Genomic DNA, 14567 nt, shown 5'->3' with positions numbered 1-14567 from the left:
ATCACTTTTCCTTTATAAATCCTGTCCTATACGCTACCAGCAACTTCTTCAGGTCCTGTATCTGCGTTACCAGTACTTTTCCCTTATCGGTATCTTTCACCATCATACGCTGTGAATTGAACTCGACAACGAAAGTATTGGATTTAATATCCTGCCCCTCTTCTATTGCTTTCTGACGGCTTTGGAACGGTTCATGTTGGACTAACTGCAAGCCATGCGAATGATATACCAGCGTATATCCGGCAATTCCGGTTTCCGGCTGATATGCTTTGGAGAATCCACCGTCAATCACCAGCAGTTTACCGTCTGCTTTTATCGGCTTCTCACCTTTGATAATCTTCACAGGCACATGCCCGTTAATAATGTGTGAATGAGGACCTGTAACCTCAAATTCCGCAAGAATACGCTCGCAAATATCCGCACGGTTACGCAAAGTATAATAATATCCTTTGGTCTCCTTAGACAGTTCTTTATCTCCGATGAAATAGCGTTCAAACGTTGCCATCTTATCCTTGTCAAACGATGGAGCATTTGGACCACACCACATATACCACACATAATCCAGCGCAAAACTCTTCTCCTCCGTACCGTCTTCATCAAAATAAGCTGTACGTATCAGCTGATCCGTTTTACACAATAATTTCTTGCCCCAATATTCTTTCTTTCCGATGCGGACACGCTTGAAACTGCCATCTTCATTCAGAGGCATCGAAGCATGATACAACAGGTTACTATTACAAATCAGATACATACCACCATACGTAAACAAACAACGCATGTGCTTCTTCAGTTTTTCACTGTTCATGAACGAAGCATGAATCTTATCAATCAACTCCCGTTCTTCATCTGACAGGCGATACGGATCAGCCGGATCAATCGTCGGGAAGTTGGTGTCGCGAAGCGGATATTCCTTTCCTTCGTACACAAAGACGCCTTTCTCGAAATCAATCTTTTCCAGCAACTTTCGGTTCTGCATGCCAAACTCAGGACGACGATCTATAATCTCCGCTTCCAGTTTGAACTGTATCACCGTAATGGCTTTATGCATCTGGGTAATCAACCGTAAAGTCTTCTCGTTATAGTTACCATCTGCGAAGTTCATCTTCGGTGCAAAGATTGTACAGGGATCATCCGCATAGGTATCCATGGCAAACGTGGCAAGCGGCAGCAAGTTGATGCCATACCCGTCTTCCAATGTCGCCAGATTAGCGTAACGCATCGACATACGGATCACGTTGGCAATACAGGCGTCATTACCCGACGCTGCTCCCATCCAAAGAATGTCATGGTTTCCCCACTGGATATCGAAGTTATGATAATCGCAGAGTGTATCCATAATGATATGCGCTCCCGGACCACGGTCGTAGATATCTCCTACGATGTGCAGGGAATCAATCGTCAGCCGCTGGATAAGATTACACATCGCGATGATGAAATCATCTGAACGCTTGGTAGAGATGATAGTGCTGATAATCACATTGATATAGGCATGCTTATTAGGCTCTACACTCGACTCATGCAGCAATTCCTGAATGATATACGAAAATTCTGCCGGAAGTGCCTTGCGTACCTTTGAGCGTGTATATTTGGAAGATACATTCTGGCAAACTTTCACCAGTTGGTTCAATGTTATCAGATACCAGTCGTCCAGGTCAGCCTCCTGTTCTTTAATCAGTTGCAGCTTCTCTTCGGGATAGTAAATCAGCGTACATATCTCTTTCTTCTCACTTTCACGCAGGGTATGCCCGAAGATTTCATTCACTTTTCGCTTCACGGCTCCCGAAGCGTTTTTCAACACATGCTGAAAGGCTTCGTATTCACCATGAATATCGGTCAGGAAGTGTTCTGTCCCCTTCGGGAGGTTCAGTATAGCTTCCAAATTAATAATTTCTGTACTGGCATCCGCAATTGTAGGGAAACTGCGTGACAGCAACTGCAAATAACGCAAGTCGCTCATGATACTTTCAGGGGTAATATTACTCATGATATCTAATTACAAATTACAATTTACAAATTATATATGGGCTTGTGTCTTCATTCCAAACCTCAACTCTACGTTTCTAAACCTCAACTCTACGTTCCCAACTCTCAACTCTAAATTCTCAACTTAAAAAGAACATCAACAGCACCTGGGCAATAATCACACGCAGGAACATGCACAAAGGATAAACCGTAGCATAAGAAACTGAAGGATTATCACCGGGAATGGTATCATTCACATAATTCAATGCCATCGGATTCGCCATACTTCCACACAACATACCGGCTACCGAACCGAAGTCCACCTTCATCCAACGAAAAGCAATAACTCCCATAATCAATACAGGAACTACCGTCAACGCACAGCCCACAGCTATCCACAGCAATCCTTCGGGGCGAAAGACTGTATCGAAGAAATGAGCACCCGCGTCCAGGCCCAGACAAGCCAGATAAAGCGACAAGCCCAGTGCACGAAGCATCAGGTTCGCACTGCGTGTGGTATACGTAACCATGTGCATTCTGGGGCCGAAAGTACCGATAAGGATACCTACGATAATCGGTCCGCCTGCCAATCCCAGCTTCACCGGAGTGCTTACACCCGGAATAGCAATAGGGATAGCACCCAGGGCAAGTCCCAGGATGATGCCAACAAATACAGCCACGAGATTAGGTTCTTTCAGGCTCTTCACTGCATTTCCCAGTACTCTTTCCACATTCTGTATAGCAGCGGCCTCACCTACTACCGTCAACCGGTCGCCCAATTGCAAGGTAAGCTCTGCCGTAGCCAGCAGCAATACTCCGCTACGATATACACGACTGATATTGATTCCATAATGATTGCGCAGATGAAGCGAACCCAATTTCTTTCCGTTCAGTTCCGGACGTGTCACCACAATGCGCTGTGAAATCAGCTGGCTGTCGATGGCATTCCAATCAATGTCTTCCTTGTTCCAGTCCGTATTTTCCTGCTCACCAAACAGTACGGTTAGTGCAGGCACATTCTTTTCCGAAGTGATGACCAGCAGGCGGTCGCCTTCTTTTATCACTTTCTCAGAAGTGGGAATACTCACATTCCCATCCCGCCACAAACGGGATATTACGAATTTAGGATAACTCAATTGAGCTATATCCTTCACACTCATATTAAAGATCGCCGGATTATGCACCTGGAATGCAACGATATACGGTTTGTTCACATCATCCTTCTCTTTGACCTCCAGATCTTCCTTACGAGCCAGTGCCTTGCGTATCATCAGAATGCCAAGAATTACTCCCACTACGCCCAATGGATATGCCACCGCACACCCCAAAGCCGGCGTATTCGCTTCAATACCCATCTGTTTCAGAGTTTGCTGTGCAGCACCCAGCGCAGGTGTGTTAGTAGTAGCACCACAAAGAATTCCCACCATATCCGGCAGCGATATTCCCAGTCCGTAACTTCCTAAGAGTGTCATCACCGTGCCAATCAGCACCACCCCCACAGCCAGCATATTCAGTTGTACGCCGCCCGTACGGAACGAACTGAAGAAACCGGGGCCGACCTGTAGGCCCAACGCATACACAAAGATTACCAACCCGAAACTCTCCGCATAGTTCAGCATTTGCGGGTCGATAGACAACCCGAAATGTCCGGCAATGATACCTGCAAAAAATACAAACGTCACGCCTAACGATATGCCGCAGATGTGTATTTTTCCCAGTCCCAAGCCGATAGCGGAGATCAACGAGAGTACCACAACCGCCTGTAGAGCGGAATGTTCAATGAATAAACTGTATAACCAATCCAATGTGTTTACGCTTTTAATTGATTTCGGAGTGCAAAGATAGGAAGTATTCCCGGAGAATGAGAATTAATTGCATAAAAAAAGCGGTCATCATTATTTGATAACCGCCTTATACCTTGTACACCCTCAGGGACTCGAACCCTGGACCCATTGATTAAGAGTCAATTGCTCTACCAGCTGAGCTAAGAGTGCATTATGTTTTTTTTACCGTAGTGGATACGAGAATCGAACTCGTATTACATGCGTGAGAGGCATGTGTCCTAACCGTTAGACGAATCCACCGGCTGTTTGCGGAAGCGGGGGGATTCGAACCCCCGGTACAGTTACCCGTACGTCAGTTTAGCAAACTGGTGGTTTCAGCCACTCACCCACACTTCCTTAAACCTGCATTGTTTCTCAAATGCGGTGCAAATGTATGGGAAACTTTTGGACTATGCAAATCTTTCCATCATATTTTTTTCTGACTTTTTCTACAAAAAGATGTAAGAGGCTAAAAGTCAAAAGTTAATGGGGAGAAAAAATTACCCTATCACTTTATCACCCTATCATTTTACCACATTTATTTGATTCATATCAATTCCCTCTTTTCTCCCTTTCCGTACCTTTGCGCGATTTTCATCACCAGGTTCCAAACACATACGAAATGATACATCAGGAAAGCTTAAAAAAGCGGCTTGCCAAGCTTGCCGCTCCCATCTTTATAGAAACCCTGCTCATCATGATGCTGGGTGCCGTAGATACTATTATGCTGAGCCGTCACTCAGATAGTAGTGTTGCCGCTGTTGGAGTGGTCAACCAGATTATCATGCTCACCTTTCTTGTATTCGAGGTCATCAACCTGGGTACTTCTGTTCTCTGTTCACAATACCTCGGTGCCCGATTGCAAAAGAAAGTAGTACAAGTAGTAGGTGTCTCCCTGATAGTGAATATTATAATAGGTGTCTCCGTCAGCCTCTTCCTCTTCTCTCTTGCCGGCCCCATTCTCCGCCTGATGGGACTGACTTCCGAACTGATGACTGACGGCATGGACTATATGCGTATTGTAGGCACCTTCGCCTTCTTCCAAGCCATTTTCCTCACCCTTTCCGCCTCACTGCGCAGTGCCAACAAAGCTGTTTATCCGATGCTGGTAACCGTCGTTGTCAATATCCTAAATATAATAGGTAACTACTCACTCATCTTCGGTCGATTTGGTTTTCCTGAACTCGGCGTAGAAGGAGCTGCCATCTCTACTGCTTTCAGCCGGGGTGTATCCATGGTCATCTTATTCATTATCTTGTTCCGTAAACACATCCACCGCTTCCCTCTTGCCTATTTCCGACCGTTCCCGTGGATAGAACTGAAGAATCTGATGAAAATCGGCCTTCCCTCCGCCGGCGAACAACTTTCTTACAGTTCTTCGCAAGTAGTGATTACCTTCTTCATCAATATGCTGGGAGTCGAAGCTCTTGCCACACGCACCTATTGTGTCAATATCATCATGTTTGCCTATCTGTTCAGCATCTCCATAGCGCAGGGCGGTGCCATTTGCATCGGACACCTTATCGGAGAAAAGAAACCTCGTGCCGCTTTCCTCATGGGTAAATATGTTATGAAGAAATCCGTCATGATCACCGTTATACTCTCCACCATCCTTGCTATATTCGGAAACACGATCTTCCATTGGCTTACTACCAATGAGGAAATCATCCGGCTCGGAACCACCATCCTCATCATTGACGTCATTCTTGAAATCGGACGTCCCATCAACATCTTCGCAACCAACGCCTTGCGTGCCGCCGGAGATGTCACCTACCCCTTCTATGTCGGTCTGGTGGTTCAGTGGAGCGTTGCCGTCGGCTTGGGATATATCTTTGGCATCCCTCTGGAATGGGGTATCTGCGGCATGTGGGTTGCGTTCCTGCTGGACGAGAATATCCGAGGAGCCATTTTCGTACGACGCTGGTATAGCATGAAGTGGACGACGAAAGGGTTTGTTAAGTGATTATCACTAATCACTTAATAAGATTTGATATAAATCAAATCTTTCTTACCTTTGTCCCCGGAAACGGTTACAAATGCCAGCGAACAATTATGGATACATTATTAAAAGAAACAGTTGATGCCACTGTGAACTCCCGTTATCCGGGCATGGCACCTGAAGGTAGAAAACTGATAGAAGATATTCTGATCCGCAAAGAGCTGGAAAAGGGTGAGCTCCTGTTTAAAGAAGGACAAGTATGCCACCACATGGTCTTTGTAGGCAAGGGCTTGATGCGCCAATTCTATTATAAAAACGGCAAGGATGTCACCGAACACTTTTCCTACGAGGGATGCATTCTTATCTGCATAGAGAGCACCCTGAAACAAGAGCCTACCCGCCTGATGGCAGAAGCGCTGGAACCTTGCACCGTTTACCTTCTCCCCTACGACAAATTCATGAGATTGACCGAAATCTCCTGGGAAATCAATATGTTCTACCGCAAGATACTGGAGTATTCACTCATAGTGTCCCAAGTAAAGGCCGACTCCTGGCGGTTTGAAACAGCACGCGAACGCTACAACATGCTGATGCATACCCATCCGGAAGTCATCAAACGGGCACCATTGTCGCATATCGCGTCTTATTTACTGATGACGCCCGAAACTCTGAGCCGCGTACGTGCGGGCATACTGTAACCGCTCCTGTCTGCCCGGCGGGTCATTACTGAATATACTAAAAGTTTACTCTTTCCCCAAAAAAACATTTGTTAAAAGCAAAAATCTTTTCGGGGTTCGTTGTGTTTACCACACAAAGTTTAATATAAATATTCAGTAATATGACAACTATATATACATACACCAAATCTTTGGTAGAAAACATCCGGAAATCCGGTCGATACAGCACTGCCGGCATATACAATATGCGCCGTCAACAGTTTCCTTCGCTTCACAGAGAACATCAAACTGACCTTTCGCGCAGTCACCCCTGAGATAATCAAGCAATATGAAGAAAACCTGCTGAAACAAGGACGCCGCCACAATACCCTGGGAAGAAGGGCTTATGAAAAAGTAAACAGAGAGTATAGTTCGGAAGTCGTCTTCAGGAGATGGAAAAAATTGCTAGATCAAATCACATAAACTCATAGTTTTTGATTTATATCAAATCATTTTTCCCTGAAACTCTCTACCTTTGCGCCATCAGAAAAGAAATAGAATTAGTTTTTATAGGTAAAAGAGATTAGTTTTTAGGGTATAAATTAAAAAAGAGGTAACAACTGAGTAAGGTTGTTGCCTCTTTTTTCGTTTACACTACAAAAATCATTTAAAAAACATGTAATGATGCAAATTAATTTATATATTTGTACGGATGGAAATGAAGACACACGTATCACTACTGAAAACAATATTGTTTCTTACCCTTGTACTAGTCGGATGCCAGGGAAGTTCAGATAAAGAGACACCTCCGGTAGAGCTACCACAAGAACTATTCCGGGATGGAGATATCGCTTTCAGAAGAGGAACAGGGATTACCAGTAGAGTAGTGTTGGCTGCAGACCGGGAAGGTACTTATTCGCATACCGGCATCCTGAAAAAGAAAGCCGGACAATGGTATGTGATACATGCCGTACCTGGTGAACCGGATTTTAAGGACGACCCTGACCGTGTAAAAATGGAAACCGTAGAAGTGTTCTTTGAGAAAAGAAAAGCTGTTAACGGAGCTATCATGCGTGTATCAGGGGATTCGGTAGCCAGATACCGGGCAGCAACTCACGCGGAACATCTTTATGAGAGCCATGTGTTATTCGATCATGATTATGATTTGGCAGACACCACCAAGATGTATTGCACGGAGTTGATAGACTTTGTATACAGAAAAGAGGGAATAGATTTACCTGAAGGGCGTGTCAGCCACGTAAATATTCCCGGATTCAGAGGAGATTATCTCCTGCCCAACGATATTGCGCAGAGCAAGCGTCTCTGTTTGATATACTATTTTTAAATACACATTAATCACTTTAAAAAAAAAGCGTATGAAAAAGGTATTTTATTTTAGTCTGATGGTTATGACTATGTTTTTAATGACAGCTTGCTCTTCAAGTGGCCCGGGAGATGCTATGAAAAAGTATGGTAATTATCTCATCAAAGGTGACTATGAAAAGTTTGTAGACGGACTTGCATTCGATGAGAGCGTAGGTGCGGAGAAAATGAAAGAGCAAAAGGACGGGCTTGTGTCCATGCTGAAAGAGAAAGTTTCCAAAGAGTATGAAAAAAAGGACGGACTGAAGAGTATAGAGGTCATATCAGAAGAAATATCGGAAGATGGAAACACCGCAACAGTAAAGATTAAGCAAACCTACGGAAACGGAGAAACGCAGGATGGTACGCAATCAATGGTAAAAAGAGATGGCAAATGGCTAATGTCAGTAGATAAGTAAGCTTTTCACTTTGCTTAGTAGAGCTCACCTTGCCCAACTTCCGTAAAGAGTTGGGCGAGCTTTTCTATTACTGGTTTTACATAATGTGCTCCTTTTTCTGCTGAAGCTTTCCTGGGATTCCCTACCCCACTATCTATCGTAGCTTTATCCCAATGACGAGGTGCCCAGCCCACCTTCTCATTCAGCGAAGGAATGGCAAACGGCTTGGATTCTCCATCGCCTGCTTCATCCAGATTCACTAATTCCGGATGGTAATACATCATCACAGAAGTTTCCGATTCACCGGCATGATCGTCTATTTCAGCTTCAAAGTAGCCTTTGGGAGAAACAATACTGAACCAGTCAGTGGCTATAATCAGGAAATCCGGATAGACAAAAGCAAGGTCACGTATCATGCCTTTGAAGTTATTGCCTCCATGCCCGCTGATAATAATCAATTTACGCATCCCCTGAGCATACAGGGAAGCTACAATATCTTCCAGAATGGCCTGCTGGGTAGAGTAGCGGGTGTGTATGCAGAAAGGAAGTTCACGCTGTCCGGGATTATGAGCACCAAAAGGTACGGGAGGCATCACCATACAGCGCACACCTGAATGCTCCAGTGCCAAAGCAGCGGCATCTACGGCTATATCATGGGGCAGAATACAATCAGTAAGATACGGAAGATGCAGATTATGGGGTTCCGTAGCTCCCCAGGGAAGTATAACAACATCATACTCCACATCCTTTACTTTTCCATAGCAGGATACAGTAAGATCAATTTCTCTTTTTTCCATGCTTTCTTATTTTTGAGGGTATTTGATACTTGCAAAAATAAAGAATATTCCGATACTGTGTACTATTGCTTACGATATTCTTTCGGAGACATACCTGTGTGATGCTTAAAATATTTGCCAAAGAAAGACTGATTGGCAAAATGAAGCTCGTCTGAGATCTCCTGAATACTCATTTCAGAAGATTTCAACAGAGCTTTAGCTTCCAGAATAACGAGACTGTCAATCCATTCACCGGCTGTCTTTCCGCTCACTTCTTTTACAGCCGTAGAAAGATGCTTGGCTGTGAGGAACATCTTGTCGGCATAATAAGCTACACTTCGTTCTACTTTATATGATTCGGAAATCGAACGGATAAAACGTTCAAAGAGATCTTCTTTCCGGGTTTTCGTTTTTCTGACCGCAGGTTCATTACCCTGATAGATACCGTATATCTCATAAAACAAAGAAAGAATCAATCCTTGTGTAATCTCTTTACGGAAAGGATTGTCTTTCAGTTTTACTTTCTTCTGAAGGAAAGAATAATATTCCTGAATGGCATCCATCTCTTCCGGTTTAAGGTGTACACAGGGCTGTTCCTTAATCATGAAAAACAAAGGGAACAACTGCTGCACCGTAGGAAGTACATCATCAATGAACTGTCCGGATACTACAATGAAAACTCCGGTAAAATCATCCGAGCGCTCCACTTGCTGCAATATCTGCTCGGGCAGTGTGACCACCAGGACACCTGCGGTTAGTTCATGCTCTTTCAGATTGATGCGTATCCGGCAATGCCCTTTCAGGCAAAGTGTCAGGCAAGACGCATTCAGACGCGTAGGGTAACCAAACAAAGGAATATCTCCTATATTGTCGAATATGGCAAAATCATTCCCGATAAAATCCATTGCCGGAAAACGGCGAATAGTTGCTATGTCTACGTTCTTTATATTTTTCATCTCCCTTTCTTAATTACGCGGCAAACATAAGCAATATTTCGCTGAAAACCGTCCGAAATCTCCTAAAAAAAAGAAAAAAGGAACATTTGTATAAGAAAGGGCTTCTGAAATTATGCTCTTACAATAAATTCATAAGCCCTTGCAATAATTTCGGAAGCCCCCGCAATATTAAATTTAGACCTTAATCTAATTCATAATCTTAAAACCGATAAAGAACGTTCTCGGCTGTGTAGGTCCGTAGAAGTAACCGGAATCACGGAACTCCCCTTTATCCAGGTCTTTTTGGAAACTATTAAAGATATTTTGTACACCGGCATTGAGTTGCAACTTGATATGGTCATGCAAAACAAAAGTGTAATTCAACTTCAGATTGAGATCGAAGAAATCGGAAGTATTCTCCATACGGTCTTTCTCGATATTACAGAAAGCTCCTTCAGGAGCATCTACCGGTGCATAGTGAGGAACGATCATCTTACCGGTGTAGATACCGGACAAAGAGAAATCAAAGTTCTTCAACGGCGCAGAAGAGAAAGTAAAATAACCGTAGTAATCCGGTGTACGCATCATACGTTTGGTGGTCAACTCTTCATCATCTACTTCGGTCCAAACTTCAGCTTTCGTATAGCGGCTACGCTGTGCCGTGAAACCTAACTGGAACTGCGCCTCTTTGCCATGAGCCAGCTTTGCATCCAGATTGACACCGTATACACGTGCGCCACTACCATTGCGACGTTCTTTTATCTTGTCACCGTTCTCATCTTTACCGATATCTTCCAACACGAATACATGGCGCAGATCTGTGTAGAAACCTTCCAACAGAACGTTTGCCTGCCAGTGTCCGAGGTATGTACTCCAATCTATAGAACCGCTGTAACTATTAGAGCGCTCTTCACGCAGATTGTCAGCCAGCTTAATCTGAACGCCCTCACCGCCTACAGCGGTCACGTGCAAGTCTTCATCATAAGCCTGCGGTGCACGGAAACCGGTAGAATACGTCAGACGAGCCTGAAAATCTTCAGTCGGCTTATAGAGGAAATTGACGCGCGGACTGAAAATTAGTTTGTCTATCAGATTATGCTTGTCGAGGCGGGCACCTACCAGCATGGTAAGTTGACTCATCTTCCATTCATTCTGGACAAAAGCACTGGCAATGCGTACATCCTGCTTCATATCACGGTGATAACCGGTCATGACATCATGCAGGGAGTTATTCTGATATTCCAATCCACCGGTAAAAGTAGCCGGAGCAAAGAAACAGTTATTCATATTACCAACATACATACCACCGGCAACCCAGGTCAGATCATCAGTCTTACCATAAGCATTCAAGTCTTGCTGAGCCCCATAGTAACTGTTTCTGTCTGTATGCTGCACAGAGCCGTAAAGAGATATTTTATGCTTATATTCACGCCAGAACAGATCGTAGCTGGCACCTCCACTATTGATGATGTGCTTGGTCTGTTCTGTGATGTCGGACTCATGGGGCTGCAAATCAAACTTATTGCCACCGCGCCGGAACTCGTTGGTTGTATGATATTCCAAATTGACGCGGCTGAAGTGTGTAGGACGATAGTAAGCACGGAAACCAAAGGTATTCATGTTCAGCTTACCAAGTTCGGAGAAGCCGTCATCGTCACGGTCATAGGGGTTACGGTTGCGATAGCTTTCATACAAGGCAATACCATAGGAGTTATCTTTAGCAACCAGGGAGACATTACCGCCCATATATTGTTCCCACGACTGTCCGTCCATGCACGAAAACATACTGGAAACTTGGAAGGAATTACTGATAGGGTCTTTGGTGATAATATTGATAGTACCTCCCACTGCATTCGCTCCGAACAGGGCAGACCCACCACCACGTACAACTTCTACCCGCTCTATCATATTTACAGGAATTTGCTCCAGTCCATACACGCCGCTAAGGGCACTAATGATCGGACGACTATTAATCAGAATCTGAGAATACGGACCTTCCAAACCATTGATACGCACCTGGGGAAAACCGCAATTCTGACAATTGTTCTCTACACGCAAGCCGGACTGGTAATTCAGAGTCTTTGCCAAGTCGGTGGAGTTCACCATCTCAAAAAGTTTGGCACTCATCACATTCACCACAACCGGGGCATTCTTCCGGCTCACTTCATTGCGATTGGCAGATACAACCACTTCATCAGTCATGAAGCTTTCCTCCGCCATCGGGAAGTGCACAACTGCGGTAAAATCCTTACTGACAGTTACTTCTTTTTCCTGCGTCTTATAACCTACAGCTGATACACGAAGCGTATATTTTCCGGCAGGAAGCTTGCGAAATTCGAATTGGCCTTCTTCATTTGAGACTGTTCCCTGGCCGTTTTCTTTAATCAGTATAGTTGCATAAGGTATATTTTCTTCTGTTCCTTTCACAATCACGTGACCGGAAATCATGTTGCCTTCCTTTATAGGATTTACAGCATAGAGGCTGATGCAAACCACCGTAAGCACCAGCGCAAGTATATGTTTTTTCATTAATTTGCGCTCAAAAAAATGTATGTATTGATAAAATTAAAAGAGGAAAGAGAAATGATAATTTAAATAAATTCCCATTTACGCCGCGAGCGCCGGCGGAGCACGAAGAGAAATTGTCTGCTCTTCCCCTCCTTTTACCAAAGGCGACACCTGTTCAGCTTCCAGCACTGCCAGAAGTATTCGCATGGGGTGCAGATCTTCATATACATCAACCTCCGGGGCCTGGAAAGTTGACAAACGACCAATAACGAGAAGTTCGGATTTGGAGTGTGTATGTTTACCGTGAAATGGATGAGAGTGCGTAATGATCACTCCATTAACATAGTGAACATGAGTAAAAGCTGTAATACTTGTCTGATATGCCACAAACAGCACCAACAAGCATACAGCTCCTATAATTCTTTTCATCTCTTTGTTCACGTTTCTACCACCCTTTTAAAATTTGCGACTGCAAAGATAGCGATTATTTTTCCACTTTTCCAAACAAGTATTCATAATCCCTTTTGGCGGCAGGCTCCACCCATTCTTCGGGAATAAATTTCCATTGCCCTAACGCATGCGGTTCAATCACTCCCTTTTTCTCTATATACTGCATCAAGTAATAACGCAGATCTTTATCTGTAGAGAACAAGATACGCCCTTTCAATTCATCTTGAAGAATCCCGGCTCCCTTAGTCAACAATTCTCCACCACCATTACCACGATATGAATTCAGTGCTACTTTATACATCTTGTCCATAGAAAAAGGAGTGCCGTCAGCCATGCTGATAATAGTAACCTTCTCCCCTTTCGGTTTTGTTACATCTACCGTATATATGATGCCGGCTGCCGAATCGAAGTTAAAACTTAAATTCTGGAAAGAAGCACGATCCGTTGCGCCTTCACGACGCTGTTTGCGGAACAATAACAGATGGTCATCAGCTGATTTCATCTGATTCGTCCACAAGTTATATGACATTTCCAGAGCATCCTTCACTTCCTTACCGGACAATTTCATGGTATAGAGCATGTTCTCATACTTATATAAGTTGAACATATCGCTCACAAACACATCCCCCTTGTTAATTTCCGTATCATACGACAGGGGCGCAGCAAGCGATATATCAGCATTGGTTATTTCAAGCTGCAACAAATGAATCAGGTCAATAAAGGCAGAAGATCCGAAATAGGCAGGACGCGTGGAAATGGTCTCTGTGAAGCTGCCTATTTTCTTGGATACGAAATCCTGCACCGCATTAAGCTGGGGAGCAAAATGCTTCATGAAATCCTCACTTGCAGCATAATCTTTCATATCCGTCAAAGCGCCGTCGATATGCTTCTCTATGACTTTTCCTTTTCGAAGTTTCAAAGTAACATCTGCGTTTGCCACAACAATTCCCTTGCTTGCGGGATCCATAATCAAGACAGAATCTCCGGCTATATTTTTAATCTTCTTCAATTCATGGGCATGATCGTGTCCCATCAGGACGATATCGAATCCGGGAACGTTACGAGCTACTTCTACGGAAGCATTCTCACGATACTTACCGCCCATCAGCAATGCATCCTGTCCGGCATGGAAAATACCGATCACCAGATCAGGCTTCTCTTTTTCCCGGATAATCTTCATCCATTTGCGAGCCGTTTCTTCCATATCATCAAAACGCAGTCCTTTCCATAAGTTCTCCGACAACCATACAGGAATAGCAGGAGTAATCATACCCAACACTACGATCTTCACGCCATCTCGCTCCAGGACTTCATAAGGTTTGAAATGAGTCTTTCCCGTAGCCGTATCAATAATATTAGCGCCTAAAATGGGAAACTTGCAGTCTCCTGCCCAACGGTCGAACACGGCACGCCCGGTCTCCACATCATGATTACCCATATTGCCGATATTATACTGCATATAGTTCAACACTTCAGCTGCCAGATGCGGAGAAATAGTGTCAATATAATTGTAATAATAGGCACAAGGCTGGCCTTGCAGAATATCCCCGTTATCTAATAGAAGCAGGTTATCTTTATAGACTTCACGCTCTTTCTGCACAAAAGCATGTATGCGCGCCAAACTTCCTCCAGCCTCATGGCGGAGTATGAAATCATAAGGATAATAGTTCCCATGTATATCACTGGTCTCTACTATTTTCAGCTTTACGATCTTATCCTGAGCTGATACAGCTACTATCAGGAGGAATATCCACCCTA

At 44.1% G+C, this 14567-nt stretch carries 12 protein-coding genes and 3 tRNA genes; 5 read left to right on the top strand and 10 right to left on the bottom strand.

The annotated features are described in order from the left end of the window. Position 1: 1 nt before the first annotated feature. From BN161_RS22745 to BN161_RS22725, 5 genes are all read right to left on the bottom strand, one after another. Positions 2–1984, bottom strand: coding sequence for a fructose-bisphosphatase class III (locus BN161_RS22745; RefSeq protein WP_044270514.1), 1983 nt, complete (start codon positions 1982–1984; stop codon positions 2–4). 118 nt (positions 1985–2102) lie between these two features. Beyond that, positions 2103–3767: a putative transporter gene (locus BN161_RS22740; protein WP_044270513.1), complete on the bottom strand. Its 1665-nt coding sequence runs from the start codon at positions 3765–3767 to the stop codon at positions 2103–2105. Between the two features lie 116 nt (positions 3768–3883). Beyond that, positions 3884–3956 (bottom strand) — tRNA-Lys (locus tag BN161_RS22735). A gap of 18 nt (positions 3957–3974) precedes the next feature. Beyond that, a tRNA-Glu gene (locus BN161_RS22730) sits at positions 3975–4046 on the bottom strand. Positions 4047–4055: 9 nt separating this feature from the next. After that, a tRNA-Ser gene (locus BN161_RS22725) sits at positions 4056–4142 on the bottom strand. A gap of 265 nt (positions 4143–4407) precedes the next feature. Here BN161_RS22725 and BN161_RS22720 point away from each other — a divergent pair. The 5 genes from BN161_RS22720 (at position 4408) to BN161_RS22705 (ending at position 8161) form a co-directional block, all read left to right on the top strand. Beyond that, positions 4408–5748: an MATE family efflux transporter gene (locus tag BN161_RS22720; RefSeq protein ID WP_044270511.1), complete on the top strand. Its 1341-nt coding sequence runs from the start codon at positions 4408–4410 to the stop codon at positions 5746–5748. Between the two features lie 89 nt (positions 5749–5837). Then, on the top strand, positions 5838–6422 hold the full coding sequence (locus BN161_RS22715) for a Crp/Fnr family transcriptional regulator (protein WP_044270509.1): 585 nt from the start codon (positions 5838–5840) through the stop codon (positions 6420–6422). Between the two features lie 140 nt (positions 6423–6562). Then, the gene (locus BN161_RS30190) at positions 6563–6715 is read left to right on the top strand and encodes a hypothetical protein (protein WP_209441922.1); all 153 of its coding nucleotides are present in this window, start codon (positions 6563–6565) and stop codon (positions 6713–6715) included. A gap of 377 nt (positions 6716–7092) precedes the next feature. After that, entirely contained in the window at positions 7093–7725 is a 633-nt protein-coding gene (locus BN161_RS22710; protein WP_044270508.1) for a C40 family peptidase, read from the top strand. Positions 7726–7756: 31 nt separating this feature from the next. Then, entirely contained in the window at positions 7757–8161 is a 405-nt protein-coding gene (locus BN161_RS22705; protein ID WP_044270505.1) for a DUF4878 domain-containing protein, read from the top strand. A gap of 14 nt (positions 8162–8175) precedes the next feature. Here the strand turns inward: BN161_RS22705 and BN161_RS22700 are convergent, their stop codons facing one another. From BN161_RS22700 to BN161_RS22680, 5 genes are all read right to left on the bottom strand, one after another. After that, on the bottom strand, positions 8176–8937 hold the full coding sequence (locus BN161_RS22700) for a creatininase family protein (RefSeq protein ID WP_044270504.1): 762 nt from the start codon (positions 8935–8937) through the stop codon (positions 8176–8178). A 62-nt stretch (positions 8938–8999) separates the two neighbouring features. Next, the gene (locus tag BN161_RS22695) at positions 9000–9872 is read right to left on the bottom strand and encodes a helix-turn-helix domain-containing protein (protein ID WP_044270503.1); all 873 of its coding nucleotides are present in this window, start codon (positions 9870–9872) and stop codon (positions 9000–9002) included. Positions 9873–10058: 186 nt separating this feature from the next. Beyond that, the gene (locus BN161_RS22690; RefSeq protein ID WP_044270501.1) at positions 10059–12380 is read right to left on the bottom strand and encodes a TonB-dependent receptor; all 2322 of its coding nucleotides are present in this window, start codon (positions 12378–12380) and stop codon (positions 10059–10061) included. Between the two features lie 78 nt (positions 12381–12458). Then, positions 12459–12788 (bottom strand): hypothetical protein, encoded by a 330-nt coding sequence (locus tag BN161_RS22685; RefSeq protein WP_044270499.1) that lies wholly within the window; start codon positions 12786–12788, stop codon positions 12459–12461. Positions 12789–12843: 55 nt separating this feature from the next. Continuing rightward, positions 12844–14559, bottom strand: coding sequence for a bifunctional metallophosphatase/5'-nucleotidase (locus BN161_RS22680; RefSeq protein WP_209441923.1), 1716 nt, complete (start codon positions 14557–14559; stop codon positions 12844–12846). Positions 14560–14567: the final 8 nt, after the last annotated feature.

This window comes from Bacteroides timonensis, from assembly GCF_000513195.1.
In the GTDB taxonomy this organism is placed as follows: Bacteria; Bacteroidota; Bacteroidia; order Bacteroidales; family Bacteroidaceae; genus Bacteroides; species Bacteroides timonensis.
This window is presented reverse-complemented; position numbering and strand designations above follow the sequence as displayed.